We start from the raw sequence: 23900 nt of genomic DNA, 5'->3' as shown, positions 1-23900 counted from the left end.
TCTTTTTAATTGCAAATTTATGTTAGAAATGGAGACATGGAAATGATTGAACAAGAAACAATATATCAGTGGATGAATAATGGTAATTATGAAGAAGCCATTAAAGCATTATTTAATAACATTGAAGAGAATCCTAACATTATTGAAAATTATATTAATGCTGGTATTATTTTAGCTGATGTTGGTGAGATTGAGAAAGCAGAAAGATTCTTCCAAAAAGCAATAACATTAGATGACAAAAATGGTGCTGTTTACTATAATTTAGCTAATCTATATTATGAACAATCTCGTTTTCAAGAAGCAATAAAACTTTATCAACGAGCTTTAAAGTATAATATGAATCCCATTGATACTAATTATATGATTGGTATGTCTTTTAGCCAACTAGATGCGCAAAGAGAAGCATTACCGTTTTTTATGACTGCTGCTGAATTAGATCAAACTTTGGACACAGAAGTTCAATTTCAATATGGTTTAACCTTATGTCATTTAGAAATGTTTCAAGAAGCCATTAAGCAATTAAACTATGTTTTATCTATTAATCCTAATCACGTAGATGCATTATATAATTTAGGTCTGGCAACGTATATGGAAACTGAGGATGCTGATGAAGCAATTCAGTATTTTGATAAAGCAATTCAAATTGATCCTAAACATTTATTAAGTCAGCATGCTAAACAAACATTTAAATCTCTAAAAAATGAGGAGGAATAATATGTCAAACCCTACACTATTTGATTACTCAATGGTTAAAGGAACAGTTGATACCATTCTATTTCAAAATAAAGATAACTTTTATACTGTTTTAAAAGTAGATTCCATTGAAACTAATGAATTATTTGATAATCTGCCTACAGTTGTAGGGTTTTTTCCTAATATTGTTGAAGGAGATGTCTATACGTTTAAAGGACAAATTGTTCAACATCCTCGTTATGGTAAACAACTTAAAGCTGAAACATTTGAAAAAGAACTGCCTCAAACTAAAGATGCCATAATAAGTTATTTATCTAGTGATTTATTTAAAGGTATTGGTAAAAAGACTGCTCAGAATATTGTAAATACATTAGGAGAAAATGCAATAAATGATATTTTAACTGATCCTTCTGTTCTCGAAAACGTTCCTAGTTTAGCAAAATCGAAACAAAAACAGATTGCAGAACAAATTAGTGCAAATCAAGAGTCAGAAAAAATAATGATTCGCTTACATGACTTAGGTTTTGGTCCAAAATTATCCATGGCGATTTATCAATTTTATCAATCAGAGACTTTAAAAATTCTAGAAAACAATCCATACCAATTAGTTTATGATGTAAAAGGTATTGGTTTTCAAAAAGCTGATACATTAGCTAGAAATAATGGTATTGCTTATAACGATTCAGAACGTTTAAAAGCTGGGTTATTATATACTCTTGAAGAAGAATGTATAAAACAGGGACATACTTATTTAGATGAAAATGCTGTATTAGAAATTACAGAAGATATGCTTTCAGATAAGCATTTAGATGAAACAATTGAACAAGAACAATTAAAACATGTGCTACAAACACTTTTTGAAGAAAAGAAAATTATTTTAGAGAATAGTCATGTTGCGATTCCAAGTTTATACTATTCAGAACTTAAAAGTGTTCAAAATTTGTATCGTATCAACACATACAAAAATCACTTTAAAATAATAGAGCAATCAGATTTACAGATACATATTGGTGAAATAGAAGATCAAAATAATGTTAATTATGCTAAATCACAACAAGAAGCACTTGAAACGGCGATGAATTCGAAAATAATGTTACTAACTGGAGGTCCAGGAACAGGTAAAACAACTGTTATTAAAGGGATTGTAGAATTGTATGCTGAAATTCATGGTCTATCTCTTAAGTATTCCGATTATCAAGAAGATGATTATCCAATCGTATTAGCCGCCCCAACTGGAAGGGCATCAAAACGTTTACAAGAATCAACTGGATTAGAAGCAATGACGATTCATCGATTAATAGGATGGAATCAAGATACTCAACCAGAAGATATTCTTGAAAATGAAATTAAAGCTAAGCTCATTATAATTGATGAAATGTCAATGGTTGATTCTTGGTTGTTCCATCAATTTTTAAGTGCCGTTCCACTAGATGCACAAATTATTCTAGTAGGCGATGAAGATCAATTGCCGTCTGTCGGTCCTGGCCAAGTATTTAAGGATTTAATTGAGTCTAAAGCATTTCCAAGAGTTAATTTAACTGAAGTTTATCGCCAACAAGATGGTTCTAGTATTATTGACTTAGCTCATCGCATGAAACATCATGAGTCAATAGATATTACAAAACGTTATCACGATAGAAGTTTTATTCATTGCAATGTAGAACAAATTCCAACCGTAGTGGAGAAAGTAGTATCTAGCGCTGTAAATAAAGGATATGATATGAGTGATATTCAAGTTTTAGCACCTATGTACAAAGGAAGTGCAGGGATAAAAAGACTTAATCAAGTATTACAAAATATTTTAAATCCTAAAGAAAAAGATACAAGAGAAATAGAGTTTGGCGATATAAAGTTTAGAAAAGGAGACAAAGTTTTACAACTAGTTAATCGACCAAATGACAATATTTTTAATGGTGATATTGGCGTCATAGTAGGTATATTTTGGGCTAAAGAAAATGCACTTAATAAAGATGTACTGATTGTCGATTTTGAAGGAAATGAAATTACATTTACTAGACAAGATTTATTAGAACTCACACATGCTTATTGTACCTCAATCCATAAATCACAAGGATCAGAATTCCCAATTGTTATTATGCCTATTGTCAAACAATATTTTAGAATGTTGCAAAGACCTATTTTATATACAGGTCTGACACGTGCAAAACAATCTTTAGTACTATTAGGAGATCCAAAAGCATTTGACATTGCCTTAAATACTCAAGGTCAAGAAAGACATACACAATTAAAAACACTAATTATAAATTATTTTGGTATGAGTCATGTTAATATAGACGTAGAAGAGAATGATGAACCGATAAATATAGATGATACAGAGGATAATAATGCAGATGAACACATTACTTTAAGTGAAGAAACAATTTATCAAATTAATCCAATGATTAATATGGGAAATGTTTCACCTTACGACTTTGTTGAACATTGACAATTTAAATAAAAATACTTAAAATAAATTTGAATTCGCATAAAGATGAGTAAACTTTTTAACTTAAGTAGAGATGTACTGGTTGGTGAAAAGTACAAGTTAATCTGTTGAACGCTACTTTGTGTTAACGTTAATATGATAATTAAGTGATGAGAAATTAAATATATTTGAAAAATATTTATTTCTTGTAACTAGGGTGGTACCGCGAAAACGTTCGTCCCTTTGTTGGATGAACGTTTTTTTATTTATAAATGTATTAATTATATTAGGAGTGAAAAAATGAAAAAACTTAAAGCAAGTGATATACGTCAAAAATATATTGATTTCTTTGTTGAAAAAGGTCATATGGTAGAACCATCTGCACCACTTGTGCCTATTGACGATGATTCGTTACTTTGGATAAACTCTGGTGTTGCAACTTTAAAAAAATACTTTGATGGACGAGAAACACCTAAAAAGCCTAGAATAGTGAACTCTCAAAAAGCAATCAGAACAAATGATATTGAAAACGTAGGTTTTACTGCGCGTCATCATACTTTCTTTGAAATGCTTGGAAACTTCTCAATTGGTGACTATTTTAAAAAAGAAGCAATTGAATTTGCTTGGGAATTTTTAACTAGTGACAAATGGATGGGGATGGAACCAGAGAAGCTATATGTAACGATTCATCCAGAAGATGTTGAAGCCTATCGTTTATGGCATGAAGATATTGGTTTAGAAGAAAGTCGTATTATTAGAATTGAAGGGAATTTCTGGGATATTGGAGAAGGACCATCAGGACCTAATACCGAAATTTTCTATGATCGTGGTGAAGCATATGGTCAAAATGATCCAGCAGAAGAAATGTATCCTGGCGGTGAAAATGAGAGATATTTAGAAGTATGGAACTTAGTATTTAGTGAATATAACCATAATAAGGATCATACTTATACACCACTTCCAAATAAAAATATTGATACCGGCATGGGATTAGAACGTATGACGTCTATTTCCCAAAATGTTCGTACCAATTATGAAACAGATTTATTTATGCCAATTATTGAAGAAGTAGAGCATATATCAGGAAAAAAATATCTTGAAAATAACGAACAAGATGTAGCATTTAAAGTCATCGCCGATCATATCAGAACAATCTCATTCGCAATCTCTGATGGCGCTTTACCTGCAAATGAAGGGCGCGGTTATGTTTTACGTCGTCTCTTACGTCGTGCTGTACGTTTTAGTCAAACGCTTGGCATTAATGAGCCATTTATGTATAAATTGGTTGATATCGTTGCTGACATTATGGAGCCATATTATCCAAATGTAAAAGAAAAATCGGATTTTATTAAACGTGTTATTAAATCTGAAGAAGAACGTTTCCATGAAACACTTCAAGAGGGTGTATCTATATTAAATCAACTCATTACGCAAGCAAAAGAATCTACACATCAGATTAATGGTTCAGATGCGTTTAAATTATATGATACGTATGGATTCCCAATTGAGTTAACTGAAGAACTAGCAAGTCAAGAAGGTATTACAGTCGACATGGCAACATTTGAAACTGAAATGGAACAACAACGTACTAGAGCGAGAGAAGCTAGACAAAGTTCACAATCTATGCAAGTTCAAAGTGATGTTTTAAAAAATATTAATACTGAAAGTCAATTTGTTGGATATGAAACAACAGAATATCAAACAATTTTAACAGATTTAATTTATAATGGTAAAACTGTTACATCTGCTGAGGCTGGAGAAACAGTTTACTTTATCTTAAAAGAAACACCATTTTATGCAGTAAGTGGTGGACAAGTTGCAGATAAAGGAACAGTAGGAAATGATCATTTCGAAATAGCCGTTCAAGAAGTTACAAAGGCACCAAATGGACAAAATTTACATCAAGGTACAGTTCAATTTGGACAAGTAAGTGTAAATAGTCATGTAGATGCAACTGTAAATAAAGAAGAACGTAAAGATATACAAAAAAATCATAGTGCCACTCACTTACTACATGCTGCATTAAAAGAGATTTTAGGTGAACATGTTAACCAAGCAGGTTCACTCGTTGAAAGTGAACGATTAAGATTTGACTTTTCTCACTTTGGTCCAATGACAGAAGAAGAGATTGATCAAGTTGAAAGAAGAGTAAATGAAGAAATTTGGAAAGGAATTTCAGTTCATATTCAAGAAATGCCTATTCAAGAAGCTAAAGAAATGGGTGCTATGGCTCTATTTGGTGAAAAATATGGTGATATTGTAAGAGTAGTCAATATGGCTCCATTTTCAATTGAATTATGTGGTGGTATTCATGTAGATAATACGGCTGAAATAGGGTTGTTTAAAATTGTAAGCGAATCAGGTACAGGCGCAGGTGTTAGACGTATTGAGGCACTTACCGGTAAAGCTGCATTCTTATATTTTGAAGATATTCAGAATAAATTTAATTCTGTCAAAGAACAACTTAAAGTAAAATCAGATAAACAAGTTTATGATAAAGTTGTTCAAATTCAAGAAAATGAAAAACAATTGAATAAGCAATTAGAGCAACGTAATAAGGAAATTACTTCACTTAAAATGGGTAATATAGAGGATCAAGTAGAAATGATTAATGGATTTAAAGTATTAGCTACAGAGGTAGAAGTATCTAATCCAAAAGAAATCCGTCAAACAATGGATGATTTTAAATCAAAACAACAAGATACAATTATTATTTTAGCAAGTCATGTTGGTGAAAAAGTTTCGTTAATTGCCGCTGTACCTAAAGAGCTTACAAGTCAGGTTAAAGCCGGAGATATCATTAAAAACATGGCTCCAATTGTAGGAGGAAAAGGTGGCGGTCGTCCAGATATGGCACAAGGTGGCGGCACACAACCTGAAAACATCTCAGAATCATTACGCTTTATTAAAGATTATATTAAAAACCTATAACTTTTTAATCAACTGGTGTAAAATTAATATGTAAGTTAATACATGTCAGAGGAGTGTCGCATCTATGGAAAATATTGATAAAACTATGAAATTCGATTATGATGAAATTCCAAAAGAAAATGTCCAAACAGTTTTAAAAAACGTACATCAAACTCTAGAAGAACGAGGCTACAATGCTGTAAATCAAATTGTTGGTTATTTACTTTCAGGAGACCCTGCATACATTCCACGTCAAAATGATGCACGTAATCAAATACGACATATTGATAGAGATGTAATTATGGAAGAACTCGTTTCAAACTACTTAAAAGAGAATAATAAATAAATGTTAAGTCATAAAATTTTAGGATTAGATGTAGGTAGTAGAACTGTAGGTATCGCAATTAGTGATTTGATGGGCTGGACTGCTCAAGGACTAGACACTCTAAGAATAAATGAAGAAAATGAAGAATTTGGTATTGATAGACTGGTTTCAATCATAAAAGACAATAATGTTGGTTCAGTAGTCATAGGATTACCGAAAAACATGAATAATTCTATTGGTTTTCGTGGAGAAGCATCTCTTAAATACAAAGAATTGCTTCAAGAGGCTTTACCAAATATTGAAATTATTATGTGGGATGAACGTTTAAGTACCATGGCTGCTGAGCGCTCATTATTAGAAGCTGATGTCTCAAGACAAAAAAGAAAAAAAGTAATTGATAAAATGGCAGCAGTTTTCATACTGCAAGGCTATTTAGATTCAATTCAATAAAGGAGAATATCATTATGACTGAACATAATCACAATCATAATACAGAATTAAATATTAGTAATGAAGAAGAATTATTAACGTTATTCGATGAAAATGGAAATGAAGTTTTATATCGAAAAATGCTAGAATTTTATCATCCAGAATTTAAAAAAGAGTATGTTATTTTAGCTGAAGAAGGTGCTCAATCTGATGATGATGACATGATTGAGCTCATTCCAATGATTAATGAACCAGATGAATCTGGTGATGGTGGTAAACTTGTTCCTATCGAAACAGATGAAGAATGGGATATGATTGAAGAAGTTGTAAATACAAATATGGAAGAATAAACAGTCTTTTGTTAATAATAAATCTCTAATCAATGTACTTTGGTTAGAGATTTTTAATATTTCAGACTTAAATTTAATTTAGAATTATGATAAAATATTTAAAGTTAAATTACTATAAGCATAAATTTTTAAATATACAGTCAGTTACTATATTTATACATTAAAATATAAAGTAAGTTTATTATTTTATTTTAAATAATGTAATATTAGTTGACTGATTTATTTTTATGCTTATTGATATTAAAAGGGAAGTTATAGAAGTGGAATCAAATCAATCCTATTTATTAAATCTTCATGAACAGTTAGATAATAATATTGAAGAGCTAAGATTTTATGCAGAAGAACACGCTGTTCCTATAGTAGATAAATTAACTTTAGACATGATAAAACAATTAATTAGAATTCATCATTCGAAAAATATTTTGGAAATTGGAACTGCTATTGGATATAGTTCGATGCAATTTGCTTCTGTTTCACCAGATATTTCTATTACTACTATTGAACGTAATGAGAATATGATAAAACAAGCAAAACTTAATTTTAAAAAATTTGAATACGAAAATCAAATTCGCCTTATAGAGGGCGATGCGCTATCACAGTACGATAAAGTGAGCAATCATTTATATGATATGATATTTATCGATGCAGCTAAAGCGCAATCTCAAAAATTTTTTGAATACTATACACCGTTATTAAAAAAAGGTGGCTTAGTTATTACTGATAACGTTTTGTATCATGGATTTGTATCTAATATAGATATTGTACGATCAAGAAACGTTAAGCAAATGGTAAAAAAGGTACAAAAATATAATACTTGGCTTATGAAACAAAAGAACTATAAAACAAATTTTTTAAATATGGATGATGGTTTAGCCATATCTATTAAAGGAGAATGAATATGACTGAATTACTTGTCACTCCAAAATCTTTAAATCATATGAAAACATTGATAGAACTCGGTGCTGATGCATTTGTGATTGGAGAACAAAAATTTGGATTGCGATTACCTGGAGAATTTAATCGTGAAGATGTTAGAAAAGCAGTTAATTTAGCACACGAACATGATAAAAAAGTATATGTGGCAGTTAATGGTATTTTTCATAATTATCATTTAAATGCCTTAGAAAACTATATTGAATTTTTACATGAAATAAGAGTGGATAGAATAATTTTTGGTGATCCTGCTGTCGTGATGTATGTTAAAAAACAAGATAATCCGATACCATTAAATTGGGATGCAGAAACAATTGTTACGAATTATTTCCAATGTAATTATTGGGGTGGAAAAGGCGCTAAAAGAGCTGTATTAGCACGTGAATTAAATCTAGATGAAATTTTAAATATCAAAAAACATGCAAATGTTGAAATTGAAGTTCAGGTTCACGGTATGACTTGTATGTTCCAATCTAAACGTATGTTATTGGGTAATTATTACACTTTTCAAGATAGACAAATGAAAATCCAACGTAGTGAAAATGATCAAGATTTATTATTGTACGATGAAGAAAGAGAAAATAAATATCCTGTTTTTGAAGATTACAATGGTACTCATATTATGTCTCCTAATGATATCTGTTTAATTGAAGAATTAGAGCCATTCTTTGAAGCAAATATCGATTCATTTAAAATTGATGGTATCTTACAAAGTGAAGCATACATTAATACTGTTACAGCACAATATAGAGAAGCCATTGACTTATATCATGAAGATCCAGAAGCTTATGAAGATGAAAAATTTATGTTAATTGATCCAATAGAAGAAATTCAACCTGAACATCGTCCGTTTGATGAAGGGTTCTTATATAAACAAACAGTATATTAAGGGAGGCGCCAGTATGAAGACGTTAAATGAAATGGAAGTAAATGCTAAAAGAAAAATAAAAAAACCTGAATTATTAGCGCCTGCTGGAAACTTAGAGAAGTTAAAGATTGCGGTTCACTATGGTGCTGATGCAGTATTTTTAGGTGGACAAGAATACGGGTTACGTTCTAACGCTGATAACTTTACAATGGAAGAAATTAAAGAAGGCGTTGAATTTGCAAACCGTTATGGTGCAAAAATTTATGTTACGACTAATATTATCGCTCATGATGAAAATATAGACGGTTTAGAAGATTATTTACGTCAATTAGAAGCTACAGGTGCAACAGGAATTATTGTAGCTGATCCACTTATTATTGAAACATGTAAGAAAGTAGCTCCTAAATTAGAAATTCATCTTTCAACACAACAATCTCTTTCTAATTACAAAGCTGTGGAATACTGGAAAGAAGAAGGACTTGATCGAGTAGTATTAGCTCGTGAAACAGGCGCTATGGAAATGAAAGAAATGAAAGACAATGTTGATATCGAAATAGAAGCCTTTATTCACGGTGCAATGTGCATTGCTTATTCAGGTAGATGTACTTTAAGTAATCACATGACAGCACGAGACTCTAACAGAGGTGGTTGTTGCCAAAGTTGTCGTTGGGATTATGATTTACTAGCTGTTGATGAAGAGGGGGAATTAGATTTATTTTATCAAGATGGCGATGTTGTGCCTTTTGCTATGAGTCCAAAAGATTTAAAATTAATTGAGTCTATTCCTCAAATGATGGATATTGGTATAGATTCTTTAAAAATTGAAGGGCGAATGAAATCTATTCATTATATTGCTACGGTAGTATCAGTTTATCGTAAGGTTATTGATGCATATGCAGAAGATCCAGATAATTTTAAAATTAAACCAGAGTGGTTAATTGAATTAGACAAATGTGCTAATCGAGATACAGCACCTGCTTTCTTTGAAGGAACGCCTGGATATGAAGAGCAAATGTTTGGTGTTCAACAAAATAAAAAGTCACCATATGATTTTTGTGGATTAGTTTTAGATTATGACGAAGCAACTCATATTGCTACAATACAACAAAGAAATCACTTTAAACCAGGCCAAGAAATTGAATTTTTTGGACCTGAAATTGAATCATTTAAACAGGTTATTGATGTCATTTATGATGAAGAAGGAAACCACCTTGATGCAGCACGTCATCCTCTTCAAATTGTTCAAATTAAAGTGGATCATCCTATTTATCCTAATAATATGATGAGAAAGGAAATTGGCTAATGACACAGACAACAATCATCGGAATCGCTGGCGGTTCAGGATCAGGAAAGACAACTGTTACAAATGAAATAATGAAAAATTTAGAAGGCCATAGTGTTGCTTTACTTGCTCAAGATTATTATTATAAAGATCAATCGCACTTAACATTTGAAGAACGTCTTGAAACTAACTATGATCATCCTTTTGCATTTGATAATGATTTACTGATTAGTAATTTAAAGGATTTACGTAACGGTCAAGCGGTGGAAGTTCCAACATATGATTATAAAAATCATACTAGAAGTGATGAAACAATTGCATTTGAACCTAAAGATGTTATTATCGTAGAGGGTATATTTGCTTTGGAAAATAAAACATTACGTGATATGATGGATGTTAAAATATACGTTGATACTGATGCTGATTTACGTATTTTAAGAAGACTTGTACGTGATACAAAAGAGCGAGGGCGCTCAATGGAATCAGTTATTAACCAATATTTAAATGTTGTCAGACCTATGCATAATCAATTTATAGAACCAACAAAAAAATATGCTGACATTATTATTCCAGAAGGTGGAAGTAATAAGGTAGCAATTGATATAATGACAACAAAAATACAAACGCTTGTTGGTAAGCATTAACGAATAATATGTATTTTTTCAGAATTAAATTAACTTGTTGAAAAGGAAGATGAACTTATGGAAAATCAAAAACAATATCCAATGACACAGGAAGGTTATGAAAAATTAGAACAAGAATTAGAAGAACTTAAAACAGTTAAACGTCCTGAAGTAGTAGAAAAAATCAAAGTTGCTAGATCTTTTGGTGACTTATCTGAGAACTCAGAATACGATGCTGCTAAAGATGAACAAGGTTTTATTGAGCAAGATATTCAACGTATTGAACACATGCTTAGATATGCTTTGATTATTGAAGACAACGGTGATAACAATGTTATTCAAATTGGTAAAACTGTTACGTTTGTCGAATTACCTGGCGATGAAGAAGAAAGCTATCAAATTGTTGGATCTGCAGAAGCAGATGCGTTTAAAGGAAAAATTTCGAATGAATCTCCAATGGCGAAAGCACTTATTGGTAAAAGTTTAAATGATGAAGTTCGTGTTCCACTTCCAAATGGTGGAGAAATGAAAGTTAAAATCGTTGATATTAAGTAACAAAAAATCCAAAAATCATTTTGATTTTTGGATTTTTTTATAGTTAAATATTTATAATTATTTAACTATTAATTAGATATAAGCAAGTACATTCATTTAATTTTTAGAACTTTCACATGACAAAAATATAAATATATGCTTAAATAACAATGTAGACAAATTATATAAATATCTTGTACTGAAAGGGGGTAAGCGATTACATCGATGCATTACTCGCCTTCTTTTATTATTGTCTATTTGAAATACATATGAAACTACTATGAATACGTGGATATTTTATATTACTAATATATAGAATGAAATACGTTATTTATAATTGAAGGAGGACCATCATCTTTGGAAATAAAGATTATTAATGAACAATCAATTGCACTTTATTTTAAAGAAGAAATATCTGAAAGTAATTACAGAGATGTTGAATCCGTTACTAAACATATACACGCTAAAAGAATAGATGGTATCAAAGATGTGATACCGTCATATAGGGCAATTATGATAAGCTTTGATAATAAAAAGCTTAATTTTAATCAATTAATAGATATATTAGATTTAAAGCAGTTAAATGGTGAACATGCTAAAGATATTTCAGATAAAACGATCATACATATTCCAGTATTATATAATTCAGAAGTCGGACCTGATTTATCATATGTAGCTAAACATAACAAACTAACTACTGATGAAGTCATTGAAATCCATACTCAAAATGAATATCTCGTTTACATGTTAGGTTTTATGCCTGGCTTTCCATTTTTAGGCGGATTAGATTCTCGTTTACATACTCCACGTCGAGATGAACCTAGAGTCAACATTGACGCAGGGTCAGTAGGAATAGCAAATAATCAAACTGGTTTATATCCTTCTGATTCACCAGGTGGTTGGCAAATTATTGGAAGAACACCATTAAAAGTATTTGATATCAATGACAATGAAATGTCTTTATATCAAGCGGGGGATTATATTAAGTTTTATTCTATTGATGAAAATACATTTAACGACATCCAAAGTGAAATAGCAGAAAATCGATTTAATAAAGAAAAGTGGGTGTTAAATCATGTCGATTAGTATTATTCAACCTGGTATGTTCACAACTGTTCAAGATGAAGGAAGATTTGGTTTTCAACACCTTGGTTTTTCAAGTGCTGGAGCTATGGATTTATATAGTTATTTAATTGGTAAGTCTTTAATTGGTAATAATGGACCCAGCCTTGAATACACTATTATCGGTCCAACACTTCAATTCAATAAAGATAATACATTTATTTTGACAGGAGCACATGTAAACGCAAAATTAAATGAAGAGACAGTTGATATTAATACTGTGATTTATGCATGTAAAGGCGATATTTTGAAAGTTGGAGCAGTGACTGCAGGCGCCCGTGGTTATATTTTCTTTGGCCATCCTTTAGATATTCAACCAATAGCAGAAAGTTACTCGACACATACTAGAAGTAAAATTGGCGGTTACAAAGGAAGACCATTATCAAAAGGAGATTTGATATGCTTAAAAGAAAATCTATCTTTCAAACAAAACTTGGGCAAAACAACAGTTTATAATGCTATTCCCGAAGATAATATAATACATATTATTACTGGCCCACAAATCGAAGCATTTTCAAAGGAAAGTATAAATAAACTCGTTAATATGGAGTATAAAGTTTCTGAAAAATCTGATAGAATGGGATATCGTCTTAATGGTGAGTGTATTCCTCCTAAAACTGGAGCAGATATTATTTCAGAACCTGTTGCTTTAGGAAGCATTCAAGTCCCAAATGATGGTAATCCTATTATCTTATTAAATGATAAACAAACTATAGGTGGCTATACGAAAATTGCTACAGTCACTCAACTGGATTTAAATAAAATTGCTCAATTTAAGCCGGGAGATTTAATTCGATTTAAGTGGTCAACGATTGAAGAGGCTACAAAGGCTCAGGAACAATATCTAAATCACTTTAATCATTTAAAAACTGAAATTAACACATCACCAACCTTTAATATGAGCGAAATGAGACCGACAGCAAAGAAATTGACTACAATCATTACAGAGGAGAGATAGTTATGGATATTAAAAAAATAGAAGAAGTCATTAAACTTGTAAAATCAAATGATGTAAAAAAATTTAAATATAAAGATAACAAAAACGAAATCGAATTAGATTTTACTGAACAAAGTAACAATCAAAATAATAGTACTCCAGTAATACAATCTGAAGGACATTCTCAAAATAAAAATATTTCAGAAAATAACCCTTCAAATGATTCAGCAAAAACAATTACTTCTCCTATGGTAGGCACATTTTTCTTACAAGATAGCAAGGAATTAACGGATCCTATAATTCAAGTAGGTGATAACATTAAATCTGGTGATGTTATCGGATATGTTGAAGCAATGAAAGTAATGAATGAAGTGACTAGTGATATAGATGGTGAGATTACCGACATTGTTATTGAACATGGTACAAACGTTGAATACGATCAAGTTCTAGTTAAAGTGAAGTAAAAGGGGGGACAGAAATATGTATCGTTGTTTAGTAGCGAATAGAGGAGAAATTGCGGTACGTATCATTCGAGCGTGTCGAGAAATGGGAATAGAAACTGTTGCATTATACGCTAAAGGTGATGAAAAAAGTCTTCATGTAAGCTTGGCTGATCAAGCAGTTTGCATTGGAGAAGCAAATCCTTTAGATAGTTATTTAAATATAGAGCGTATTATTGGTGCAGCTGAAATCACAGGTTCTAATGCTATTCATCCTGGATACGGCTTTCTATCGGAGAGTACAACATTTGCCCAAAAAGTTGAAGAAAATGATATTCATTTTATTGGCCCTAACAAAAAAACAATGGAAATGATGGGTGATAAAATAACTGCTCGTCAAACTGTTCATTCAGCAGGAGTGCCAGTTATTCCTGGCTCAACAGATGCAGTAAATTCTGTAGAAGAAATTAAAGAATTAGCAAAAGACATAGGATATCCTTTAGTATTAAAAGCCGCAAGCGGTGGTGGCGGTAAAGGTATTCGAATTGTTAAAGAAGAAAATCAACTTGAAAAATCATTAAAAGAAGCTAAAAGTGAAGGTCAAAAATATTTTAATGATGATCGTGTGTATGTGGAAGCATTTATTCCTGTTGCAAAACACGTAGAGGTTCAAGTGATTGGTGACGGAAAAGAAAATTATGTTCATTTAGGTGAACGAGATTGTTCAGTCCAAAGAAAAAATCAAAAATTAATAGAAGAAGCACCATGTGCAGCATTATCTGAAGAACGACGTGAAAAAATATGTAATGATGCTGTCAAAGTTGCAAAAGCTTCTAATTATCGTAGTGCTGGTACTATTGAATTTTTAGTTACTGAAGATGCACATTACTTTATTGAAATGAACGCAAGAATACAAGTAGAACATACTGTTACTGAAATGCGTGCAGATAGAGATTTATTACAAGCACAATTATATTTGTTATTACATAATAAATTACCGTTCAGTCAAGAAGATATTGTATTCAATGGTCATGTAATAGAGGCACGTATCAACGCTGAAAATCCAGAAAAGAAATTCCAACCTACTCCAGGTAAAGTTAAACGTCTACACTTACCTCAAGGTTTTAATATTAGAGTAGATTCGTTATTATATGCTGGTTATCAAGTATCTCCTTACTATGATTCACTAGTTGCAAAAGTTATCGTAAAAGACTCTAATAGAACTTCTGCGATTAACAAATTAAAAGTGGCACTTGATGAAATGGTAATTGATGGTTTCACTACTACGGCTGATTTTCTATATGCAGTATTAAGTTACCCACCATATGCAAAAGGAAATGCAGAAGAAGTTGATATTAAATTCCTTGAAAAACATCAAATAGTTAAAGGAGTGAAATTATGATGAAAGTTGATTTAAACTGTGATCTAGGTGAAGCATTTGGTAACTATTCATTTGGAGGTGATAAAGATATCATTCCTTTAATTACATCTGCTAATATAGCCTGTGGTTTTCATGCGGGTGATGAAAATGTAATGAATCAAACAGTAAAATTAGCTAAAGAAAATCATGTGAGTATTGGCGCTCATCCCGGACTTCCAGATTTAAAAGGGTTTGGTCGTCGAAAGATGGATATTAGTCCTACCGAAGTATATAACCTAATAGTTTATCAGTTAGGTGCTTTAGAAGGATTTTGTAAAGTACACCAAACACGAATAAATCATGTTAAACCACACGGTGCACTGTATAATATGGGTGCTAAAAATAAAGCAATTGCAAAAGCAATTGCAAAAGCAGTATACGATTTTGATTCTACTATAGTGCTTGTAGGTTTATCTAATTCATTATTAATATCTGAAGCTAAAGCAATCGGATTGAAAACAGCTTCTGAAGTATTTGCTGATAGACGTTACGAAGATAATGGTCAATTAGTTAGTCGTAAAGAACCAGACGCAGTCATTACTGATTCTGACGAAGCATTAAAACAAGTTTTGAAAATGGTAACTGAAAACAAAGTGATAAGTCGCAATGGAAAAGAAATTGATTTGGAAACAGATACAATATGTGTTCACGGTGATGGTAAACATGCACTAGAATTTGTTGAACAAATAAGAAAAAAATTAACGAAAGAAGGCATTGATATTCAATCCTTATAAGGGGGTTTTCTAATGAAAGAAAATTTAAATCAAAAACAAGATAAAGACAATTTTAAATTTACAAAAAGTCATAGACGCTTACTTTATGGATCTGTATTTTTAATGGCTACATCAGCGATCGGTCCTGCATTTCTAACTCAAACTGCTGTGTTTACGGCAGAATTTTATGCAAGTTTCGCTTTTGCAATCTTAATATCTATATTAATTGATATTGGAGCTCAAATTAATATTTGGCGCGTATTAGTTGTAACAGGTTTACGTGGTCAAGAAGTATCAAATAAAGTGTTACCTGGATTAGGAACTTTAATTTCAATATTGATTGCTTTTGGAGGACTTGCTTTTAATATCGGGAACATAGCTGGTGCAGGTTTAGGATTGAATGCAATGTTTGGACTTGATGTTAAATGGGGAGCAGCTATTACAGCCATTTTTGCAATTTTAATATTTGTAAGTAAAAGTGGTCAAAAAATTATGGATATTGTTTCAATGATTTTAGGAGTAATAATGATATTAGTAGTAGCTTATGTCATGGTTGTATCTAACCCTCCCTATGGTGATGCACTTGTTCATACAGTTGCACCAGAACATCCTATTAAATTAATTTTACCAATCATTACTTTAGTTGGAGGAACAGTAGGTGGATACATCACATTTGCTGGTGCACATAGAATACTTGATTCTGGAATGAAAGGTAAAGAGTTTTTACCATTTGTGAATCGTTCAGCTATTGCAGGTATCTTAACTACAGGTATTATGAGAACATTATTATTCTTAGCAGTACTTGGAGTTGTAGTGACAGGTGTCACTTTAAATGCAGATAATCCGCCAGCATCAGTATTTGAACATGCTATTGGACCAATAGGAAAAAATATTTTTGGAGTTGTTATTTTCGCAGCCGCAATGTCATCAGTGATTGGTTCAGCATATACAAGTGCAACTTTCTTAAAAACATTACACAAATCATTATTTAATAAAAATAATTTGATTGTCATTGTCTTCATCGTGATTTCAACAATAATTTTCTTATTAATTGGAAAACCAATTAGTTTATTGATTATTGCAGGAGCAATAAATGGATGGATTTTACCGATTACTTTGGGTGCAATATTGATAGCGAGTAGAAAAAAATCAATTGTTGGAGATTATAAACATCCAATATGGATGTTAGTATTTGGCATTGTAGCAGTTATTGTTACAATTATAACAGGTGTATTGTCTCTACAAGATTTAGCTACTTTATGGAAAGGTTAACCATAAATAAATATGTAATTTAAAATTTAACTGTCGACAGTGTTTAACTGTATCGACAGTTTTTTTATTAAATATTTTTCAAGATGATTTAATAAAAAAAGTTAGTCGTGATGAACTAGAAATTATGTTAGAATAACATGTGCTAAGATTAAAGTTGAGGTGTAAATATGATTGGAATTATTGGAGCTATGGAAGAAGAAGTAGCGATTTTAAAACATAAATTAGTGAATTTAAATGAGATTGAAGTAGCACATGTAAAATTTTATCGTGGGCAACTAAATAATAAAGATGTTGTCTTAACACAAAGTGGAATTGGAAAAGTAAATGCTGCAATTTCGACAACACTATTAATTGAAAAATTTAAACCTACATTGATTATAAATACAGGTTCTGCTGGTGCTTTAGATGATAGTTTATCAGTTGGAGATATTTTAATTAGTAATAATGTGATGTACCATGATGCAGATGCAACTGCCTTTGGATACGACATCGGTCAAATACCTCAAATGCCAGCTCAATTTGAAGCTAACCAACAATTACTCCAATTAACTGAAAAAGTTGTAAAACAACAAAATTTAACCGCTAAAATTGGTCAAATTGTAAGTGGCGATAGTTTTATTGGTAGTAGTGAACAGCGATTAAAAATTAAACGTCAGTTTTCAAAAGCTATGGCAGTTGAAATGGAAGCAACGGCTATTGCTCAAACTTGTTATCAATTTAATTTACCTTTTATCGTTACTCGTGCTGTTTCTGATTTAGCAAATGGGGAAGCAGAGATGTCGTTTGAAGAGTTTCTTGGTAAAGCAGCTCAATCATCAAGTAAAATTGTTGAACAGTTGGTTAATGAAATATAAAAAATAAATAACTTAAAGGTGAAATGAATGGGATTAATTAAAACATATTTTATGCCTAATGATTATGTACAATCTGTATTTCAAATTGATATTGAAAAATTAGCAAATTCTGGTTTTAAAGGTATTATTACAGATTTAGATAATACATTAGTAGGTTGGGACGTTAAAACACCAACGAAAGAAATACAAGAATGGTTTAAAAAGGCAAATGATTTAGGTTTAACGATTACAATAGTATCAAATAATAATGAAAAACGTGTTTCCGGTTTTTCGAAAGACTTAGACGTTGATTTTATCTTTAAAGCTAGAAAACCTATGGGAAGAGCTTTTAAAAAAGCGATACAACACATGAATATTAAACCAGAAGAAACAATCGTTATAGGTGACCAAATGCTTACAGACGTACTTGGTGGCAATAATAACGGTCTATATACTATCATGGTAGTTCCTGTCAAAAAGACAGATGGATTTTTAACTAGACTAAATAGAATAATCGAACGTCGATTATTAAACTATTTTAAAAGAAAAGGTTATATTACATGGGAGGAAAATTGATTGGATGAAACTTTAAAATGTATCGGTTGTGGCGCTCCTTTACAATCTGAAGATAAAAACGCACCTGGGTATGTGCCAGAACATAATTTATTTAGAGATGATGTTATATGCCAACGTTGTTTTAGATTAAAAAATTATAATGAAATACAAGATGTAGGAATGGATAGTGAAGATTTTTTAAATTTATTAAATGGATTATCCGATAGACAAGGGATTATCGTTAACGTAGTTGATGTTTTTGACTTTGAAGGATCGTTTATTAATGCTTTAAAACGAATTGTAGGAAATAAGAAAATCATTTTGGCAGCGAATAAATTAGATCTTTTACCAAGACAAATTAACCAACGTCGTGTAAAAGAATGGTTAAAAAGAACAGCTAGAAAGTATGGATTAGAAGCTGAAGAGGTGGTATTAATATCAGCTCATAAAGGATGGGGTATTGATGCACTTTTAGAATCAATCAACCGTTTTAGAAATCATCAAGATGTTTATATCGTTGGTACTACAAATGTTGGTAAATCAACTTTAATCAATAAATTAATTGAGCAAAGTGTAGGTGAAAAAGATGTCGTTACAACATCAAGATTTCCAGGTACAACATTAGATATGATAGATATTCCTTTAGATGAGAAAACTTTTATGTATGACACACCTGGCATTATACAAGTGCATCAAATGACCCATTATGTTACTGAAAAAGAATTAAAAGTGATTATTCCTAAGAATGAAATTAAACAACGTGTATTTCAATTAAATGAGGGACAAACTTTATTCTTCGGTGGATTAGCTAGGATAGATTATGTTTCTGGTGGGAAACGACCACTTGTATGTTATTTTTCTAATGATTTAAATATTCATAGAACTAAAACTGAAAAGGCAAATGATTTATGGCGAAAGCAAATAGGACATTTATTAAGTCCACCTAGTAATCCAGAAAAATTTAATATAAGTGATATGAAAGCTGTACGTCTAGAAACAGGGAAAGAAAAACGTGACATTATGATTTCTGGATTGGGCTTTATTACAATCGAAGCAGGTGCAAAAGTGATTGTCCGAGTTCCTAAAAGTGTTGATGTTGTTTTAAGACAATCTATTATGTAGGGAGGATTCATAATGAAATTTGCAGTGATAGGAGATCCGATTTCACATTCATTATCACCAGTGATGCATAATACTAATTTTAAAGTTTTAGGTTTAAATGATACTTATGAAGCATTGCATATACCGGTTCAAGATTTCGATAATATTAAAGAAATAATAACTGAAAAAAATTTAAGTGGATTTAATGTTACTATTCCTCATAAAGAACGCATCATTCCATTCTTAGATGATATTGATGAACAAGCTAAAGCTGTAGGTGCAGTGAATACTGTGAAAATAGAGGGGAATAAATGGATTGGTTATAATACTGATGGTCTTGGATACGTAAAAGGATTAAAACAAGTATATCCTGACTTATCTAATGCATATATTTTAATTCTTGGAGCTGGGGGCGCAAGCAAAGGTATTGCAACTGCACTTTCACAATGTGTACAGCCTAAATTAACTATAGCGAATAGAACAATGAGTCGCTTTGATAATTGGAAATTAGATATTAATGCGATTACCCTACAACAAGCTGAACAATATCTTGATGAGTTTGATATTATTATTAATACAACATCAGCAGGATTAGATAATAATAAAGAGAGTGTAATTCGTCTCAATCAATTATCACCGAATACATTGGTAAGTGATATCATTTATATTCCCTATAAAACATCATTTTTACAACAAGCTGAAGAGAAGGGTAACCCTATTTATAATGGTCTAGATATGTTTGTATATCAAGGTGCTGAGAGCTTTAAAATATGGACTGGCAAAGATGCTGAAATTAAAGAAATGAAATTAGCAGTTTTAAATCAATTAAAAGGAGAATAATATGCTATGCTAACAGGTAAACAAAAAAGATATTTAAGAAGTTTGGCGCATAACATTGATCCAATTTTTCAAATAGGTAAAGCTGGAATTAATGATAATATGATTAGTCAAATAGATGAAACACTTGAAAATAGAGAATTAATTAAAATTCATATACTTCAAAATAATTTTGATGATAAAAACGATTTAGCCCAAACGCTAAGTCAAGCTACTAATAGTGAAGTGGTCCAAGTCATTGGATCAATGATAATCATTTATAGAGAATCTCAAGAAAATAAGGAAATTTCATTACCATAATTCTATGAAAAAAATTGTTTTATACGGCGGACAATTCAATCCTATTCATACTGCACATATGTTAGTAGCTAATGAAGTATTTCATAAAATTAAACCGGATGTTTTCTATTTTTTACCAAGTTATATGGCTCCACTTAAAGAACATAACGATTACTTAGATGCTCATTATCGCATCAAAATGATTAATATGGTAATCGAGCAGTTAGGTTTCGGAAATATTTGTTATGCAGAATTAGAAAGAAAAGGTCAAAGTTATACGTATGATACATTAAAAGCTTTAATTGACCAAAATCCTTACGATAAGTTTTATTTTGTAATAGGATCAGACCAATATGATCAACTTGATAAATGGTATAAAATAGATGAATTAAAGCAAATGATTATCTTTATAGTAGTAAATAGAGAAAAAAATATTCAAAGGGTTGATGAAAATATGATTTCCATATCTATTCCAAGAATGGATATTAGTTCATCAATGATTAGACAACGTGTAAAAGATAAAAAAACAATTGATATTTTAGTCCCTCGAAATGTTAGTAAATATATTAGAGAGGAAGGATTCTATGAACACTAAAGAAGCAAAAAAACTTATCGAAAATAAATTGCCCGAAAAGCGTTTTAAACATTCTCTTAGAGTAGCTGACACAGCAGTTAAGCTTGCTGAAATCTATGATGGAGATAAAAGTAAAGCAGAGTTAGCAGGCATTTTACATGATTATTGTAAATATGATGATTTAGGAAAAATGTATCAAGTCGTTCGCCAACATGATTTAGATAGCAATTTGTTAAGTTATGGAAGTGAAATTCTTCATGGACCTGTATGTGCAGCATTAATGAAGGCTGATTATGGCATCGAAGATGAAGAAACATTATTAGCCATTAAATATCACACTACTGGTCGTAAAGAAATGACAAAAACTGAAAAATTGGTATTTATTGCTGACTATATAGAACCTGGTAGAAAAACTCCAGGAGTTGAAGAAATTAGAGATATGGCATACAATCAAGGTAGCTTAGATAAAACAATTTATGAAATATCAAAGCGAACAGTGCTATTTTTAATTAGTAAAGATATTACTGTTTATGGTTCTACGATTGAATGTTTAAATTATTATAATTATAGTGATCAAAAGATAAAGGATGATTAAATGAATTCAGAAGAATTATTAAATATTGCTGTCACAGCGACAGAAGATAAAAAAGCAGAAGATATTGTTTCTCTTAATATGCAAGGTATTAGTGATATGACTGATTATTTTGTAGTGTGTCACGGTAACAATGAACGTCAAGTTCAATCAATTGCTAGAGCAGTAAAAGAAAAAGTGCATGAAAATAATATTGAAGTAAAGCGTATGGAAGGTTATCAAAGTGCAAGATGGGTCTTAATTGATTTAGCAGACGTAGTAGTTCATATTTTCCATAAAGATGAACGCAATTACTATAATATAGAGAAACTTTATCAAGATGCTCCAATAGAATCATATAATCAGGTAGCATATTAAAATGGTGCAATACACTGAAATGAGTAAAGTTTATGATCAGCTTACTCAAGATCAACCTTATGAAGAATGGTTTAATATTGTAAAATATTATACAAGAACAATGTCTTCTAATGATTCAATGAATATTCTTGATATTGGTTGTGGCACCGGAAGTTTAACGCAATTACTTCCTTCTATTGGCACGGTTACCGGCATGGATTTAAGTACAGACATGTTATCTATTGCTGCAAATAAATCTAATCAAGTTACTTGGTTAGAAGGTGACATGACCGATTTTTCATTAAATACAACATATGATGTTGTAACAATATTTTGTGATTCCCTGAATTATTTACCTGATATTGATGATATCGTAAATACGTTTAATTGTGTATTTAATCATTTATCTGATTTAGGAATGTTTATATTCGATATTCATACGATATATAAAATGAACACAGCATTTAATAATCAATGTTATATTGATGATAATGATGATATATTTTTAGCGTGGGAAGCTATAAAGGGTGAAGAACCTTATAGTGTTTATCATGATATGAGTTTCTTTTTAAAACAGCATAATGGTAATTATCACCGTTTTAATGAATCACATTATCAAAGAACATTTGAAAAGGATTTCTATATTCGATTGTTAAAACAAACTGGATTTAATCGTATTGAAACTTTTGTAGACTTTGACATCAATAATCATAATGAAAAAGGTGACAGATTGTTTTTTGTTGCTTATAAATAAAATAAAGTAAACTCATCTTCTTATACGTTTATACATATAAGGAGATGAGTTTTTGTTTAAGTATAGAAATGAAATAATTCAATTGTTAACTAAGTGGAAGACTCATATCATCATTTTAATTGCAGTAGTGTTACTTTTTATAGTGATTCTCATGCTTATGAAAAATAATGAGCCTTCAGAATATATGACAACATCTAATGCTAACAATAGCCAATTTAATAATAATGAAAAATATAATAAAAATAAAAATGATAATAATTTATCCACTTCTTCTAAAGAAAATTCAACTATTTATGTAGATGTCAAAGGAGCGGTTAAATTACCAGATGTTTATGAAATGAAAAAGAACGATAGAGTTAAAGATGTACTAAAAAAAGCTAAAGTTTCTGAAAATGCTGATATTACAAAAATCAATTTATCTGAAAAACTTACTGATCAAAAAATGATTTATATACCTAATAAAAATGAAACGAAACTAAATGCTACACCCACTAATCAAAGTGATTTAAATACTTCTGAAAGTATTAAAGTCAATCTTAACACAGCAAATGAAAGAGAATTGCTTAATGTTCCAGGTATAGGTCCAACTAAAGTGAAAGAGATTATTAAATACAGAGAGGAAAAGGGACAATTTAATAAGGTTGAAGACTTAAAACAAGTAAGAGGAATTGGAGGGAAAACTTTCGAGAAACTTAAAGATTACTTTACTACATAAATTAAATTGGAAGAATTTTTAATATAAATTATAATAGATATATATTTT

Annotated in this window: 27 protein-coding genes; all 27 read left to right on the top strand. The window is 30.8% G+C overall.

Annotated features, from left to right (window positions below; translation table 11 throughout):
• Positions 1-42: 42 nt before the first annotated feature.
• On the top strand, positions 43-714 hold the full coding sequence (locus NR218_RS00645) for a tetratricopeptide repeat protein (protein WP_017176176.1): 672 nt from the start codon (positions 43-45) through the stop codon (positions 712-714).
• 1 nt (position 715) lies between these two features.
• Positions 716-3139, top strand: coding sequence for an ATP-dependent RecD-like DNA helicase (locus tag NR218_RS00640; RefSeq protein WP_049413811.1), 2424 nt, complete (start codon positions 716-718; stop codon positions 3137-3139).
• 279 nt (positions 3140-3418) lie between these two features.
• Entirely contained in the window at positions 3419-6049 is a 2631-nt protein-coding gene (gene alaS, locus NR218_RS00635) for an alanine--tRNA ligase (protein WP_019835422.1), read from the top strand.
• 64 nt (positions 6050-6113) lie between these two features.
• Positions 6114-6374: an IreB family regulatory phosphoprotein gene (locus NR218_RS00630; RefSeq protein ID WP_002448947.1), complete on the top strand. Its 261-nt coding sequence runs from the start codon at positions 6114-6116 to the stop codon at positions 6372-6374.
• Positions 6375-6803, top strand: coding sequence for a Holliday junction resolvase RuvX (ruvX, locus tag NR218_RS00625; protein WP_017176179.1), 429 nt, complete (start codon positions 6375-6377; stop codon positions 6801-6803).
• A gap of 14 nt (positions 6804-6817) precedes the next feature.
• Positions 6818-7132, top strand: coding sequence for a DUF1292 domain-containing protein (locus NR218_RS00620; RefSeq protein WP_017176180.1), 315 nt, complete (start codon positions 6818-6820; stop codon positions 7130-7132).
• A gap of 260 nt (positions 7133-7392) precedes the next feature.
• Positions 7393-8028 (top strand): O-methyltransferase, encoded by a 636-nt coding sequence (locus NR218_RS00615; RefSeq protein WP_025987143.1) that lies wholly within the window; start codon positions 7393-7395, stop codon positions 8026-8028.
• Between the two features lie 2 nt (positions 8029-8030).
• Positions 8031-8954 (top strand): peptidase U32 family protein, encoded by a 924-nt coding sequence (locus tag NR218_RS00610; RefSeq protein WP_017176182.1) that lies wholly within the window; start codon positions 8031-8033, stop codon positions 8952-8954.
• A 13-nt stretch (positions 8955-8967) separates the two neighbouring features.
• The gene (locus NR218_RS00605; protein ID WP_019834847.1) at positions 8968-10236 is read left to right on the top strand and encodes a peptidase U32 family protein; all 1269 of its coding nucleotides are present in this window, start codon (positions 8968-8970) and stop codon (positions 10234-10236) included.
• On the top strand, positions 10236-10859 hold the full coding sequence (gene udk / locus NR218_RS00600; RefSeq protein ID WP_017176184.1) for a uridine kinase: 624 nt from the start codon (positions 10236-10238) through the stop codon (positions 10857-10859). Before NR218_RS00605 ends, udk begins: the two co-directional genes overlap by 1 nt.
• A 57-nt stretch (positions 10860-10916) precedes the next feature.
• Positions 10917-11393 (top strand): transcription elongation factor GreA, encoded by a 477-nt coding sequence (gene greA, locus NR218_RS00595; RefSeq protein ID WP_017176185.1) that lies wholly within the window; start codon positions 10917-10919, stop codon positions 11391-11393.
• Positions 11394-11729: 336 nt separating this feature from the next.
• Positions 11730-12458 (top strand): 5-oxoprolinase subunit PxpB, encoded by a 729-nt coding sequence (gene pxpB, locus NR218_RS00590; protein WP_048680284.1) that lies wholly within the window; start codon positions 11730-11732, stop codon positions 12456-12458.
• On the top strand, positions 12448-13452 hold the full coding sequence (locus NR218_RS00585) for a biotin-dependent carboxyltransferase family protein (RefSeq protein WP_265883187.1): 1005 nt from the start codon (positions 12448-12450) through the stop codon (positions 13450-13452). The genes pxpB and NR218_RS00585 overlap by 11 nt, the downstream gene beginning before the upstream one ends.
• A gap of 2 nt (positions 13453-13454) precedes the next feature.
• A complete protein-coding gene (locus NR218_RS00580; protein ID WP_019834850.1) occupies positions 13455-13895 on the top strand; it encodes an acetyl-CoA carboxylase biotin carboxyl carrier protein in 441 nt (146 codons plus the stop codon).
• A gap of 16 nt (positions 13896-13911) precedes the next feature.
• Positions 13912-15273 carry an acetyl-CoA carboxylase biotin carboxylase subunit gene (locus NR218_RS00575; RefSeq protein WP_019834851.1) on the top strand — a complete coding sequence of 454 codons (1362 nt, stop codon included), beginning with the start codon at positions 13912-13914 and terminating at the stop codon, positions 15271-15273.
• Positions 15273-16025 carry a 5-oxoprolinase subunit PxpA gene (gene pxpA, locus NR218_RS00570; protein WP_048680291.1) on the top strand — a complete coding sequence of 251 codons (753 nt, stop codon included), beginning with the start codon at positions 15273-15275 and terminating at the stop codon, positions 16023-16025. The genes NR218_RS00575 and pxpA overlap by 1 nt, the downstream gene beginning before the upstream one ends.
• A gap of 12 nt (positions 16026-16037) precedes the next feature.
• On the top strand, positions 16038-17276 hold the full coding sequence (locus NR218_RS00565) for an NRAMP family divalent metal transporter (protein WP_017176191.1): 1239 nt from the start codon (positions 16038-16040) through the stop codon (positions 17274-17276).
• 167 nt (positions 17277-17443) lie between these two features.
• A complete protein-coding gene (locus NR218_RS00560; RefSeq protein WP_017176192.1) occupies positions 17444-18130 on the top strand; it encodes a 5'-methylthioadenosine/adenosylhomocysteine nucleosidase in 687 nt (228 codons plus the stop codon).
• Between the two features lie 27 nt (positions 18131-18157).
• Positions 18158-18685, top strand: a complete 528-nt coding sequence (locus NR218_RS00555) for a YqeG family HAD IIIA-type phosphatase (protein WP_017176193.1) — start codon at positions 18158-18160, stop codon at positions 18683-18685.
• Positions 18686-19786, top strand: a complete 1101-nt coding sequence (gene yqeH, locus NR218_RS00550) for a ribosome biogenesis GTPase YqeH (protein WP_049419717.1) — start codon at positions 18686-18688, stop codon at positions 19784-19786.
• Positions 19787-19798: 12 nt separating this feature from the next.
• Positions 19799-20605 carry a shikimate dehydrogenase gene (aroE, locus tag NR218_RS00545; protein ID WP_019834855.1) on the top strand — a complete coding sequence of 269 codons (807 nt, stop codon included), beginning with the start codon at positions 19799-19801 and terminating at the stop codon, positions 20603-20605.
• 6 nt (positions 20606-20611) lie between these two features.
• Entirely contained in the window at positions 20612-20902 is a 291-nt protein-coding gene (gene yhbY / locus NR218_RS00540) for a ribosome assembly RNA-binding protein YhbY (protein WP_017176196.1), read from the top strand.
• Between the two features lie 4 nt (positions 20903-20906).
• Positions 20907-21476, top strand: a complete 570-nt coding sequence (locus NR218_RS00535) for a nicotinate-nucleotide adenylyltransferase (RefSeq protein WP_049420492.1) — start codon at positions 20907-20909, stop codon at positions 21474-21476.
• Positions 21466-22050 (top strand): bis(5'-nucleosyl)-tetraphosphatase (symmetrical) YqeK, encoded by a 585-nt coding sequence (gene yqeK / locus NR218_RS00530; protein WP_017176197.1) that lies wholly within the window; start codon positions 21466-21468, stop codon positions 22048-22050. The genes NR218_RS00535 and yqeK overlap by 11 nt, the downstream gene beginning before the upstream one ends.
• Positions 22051-22404 (top strand): ribosome silencing factor, encoded by a 354-nt coding sequence (gene rsfS / locus NR218_RS00525; protein WP_002449779.1) that lies wholly within the window; start codon positions 22051-22053, stop codon positions 22402-22404.
• A gap of 1 nt (position 22405) precedes the next feature.
• Positions 22406-23137, top strand: a complete 732-nt coding sequence (locus NR218_RS00520) for a class I SAM-dependent DNA methyltransferase (RefSeq protein WP_019834856.1) — start codon at positions 22406-22408, stop codon at positions 23135-23137.
• Positions 23138-23189: 52 nt separating this feature from the next.
• Complete coding sequence (locus NR218_RS00515; RefSeq protein ID WP_049419718.1) at positions 23190-23852, top strand: helix-hairpin-helix domain-containing protein; 663 nt, start codon at positions 23190-23192, stop codon at positions 23850-23852.
• Positions 23853-23900 lie beyond the last annotated feature (48 nt).

It is taken from the genome of Staphylococcus sp. SUC_1.2, from assembly GCF_026222585.1.
This window is presented reverse-complemented; position numbering and strand designations above follow the sequence as displayed.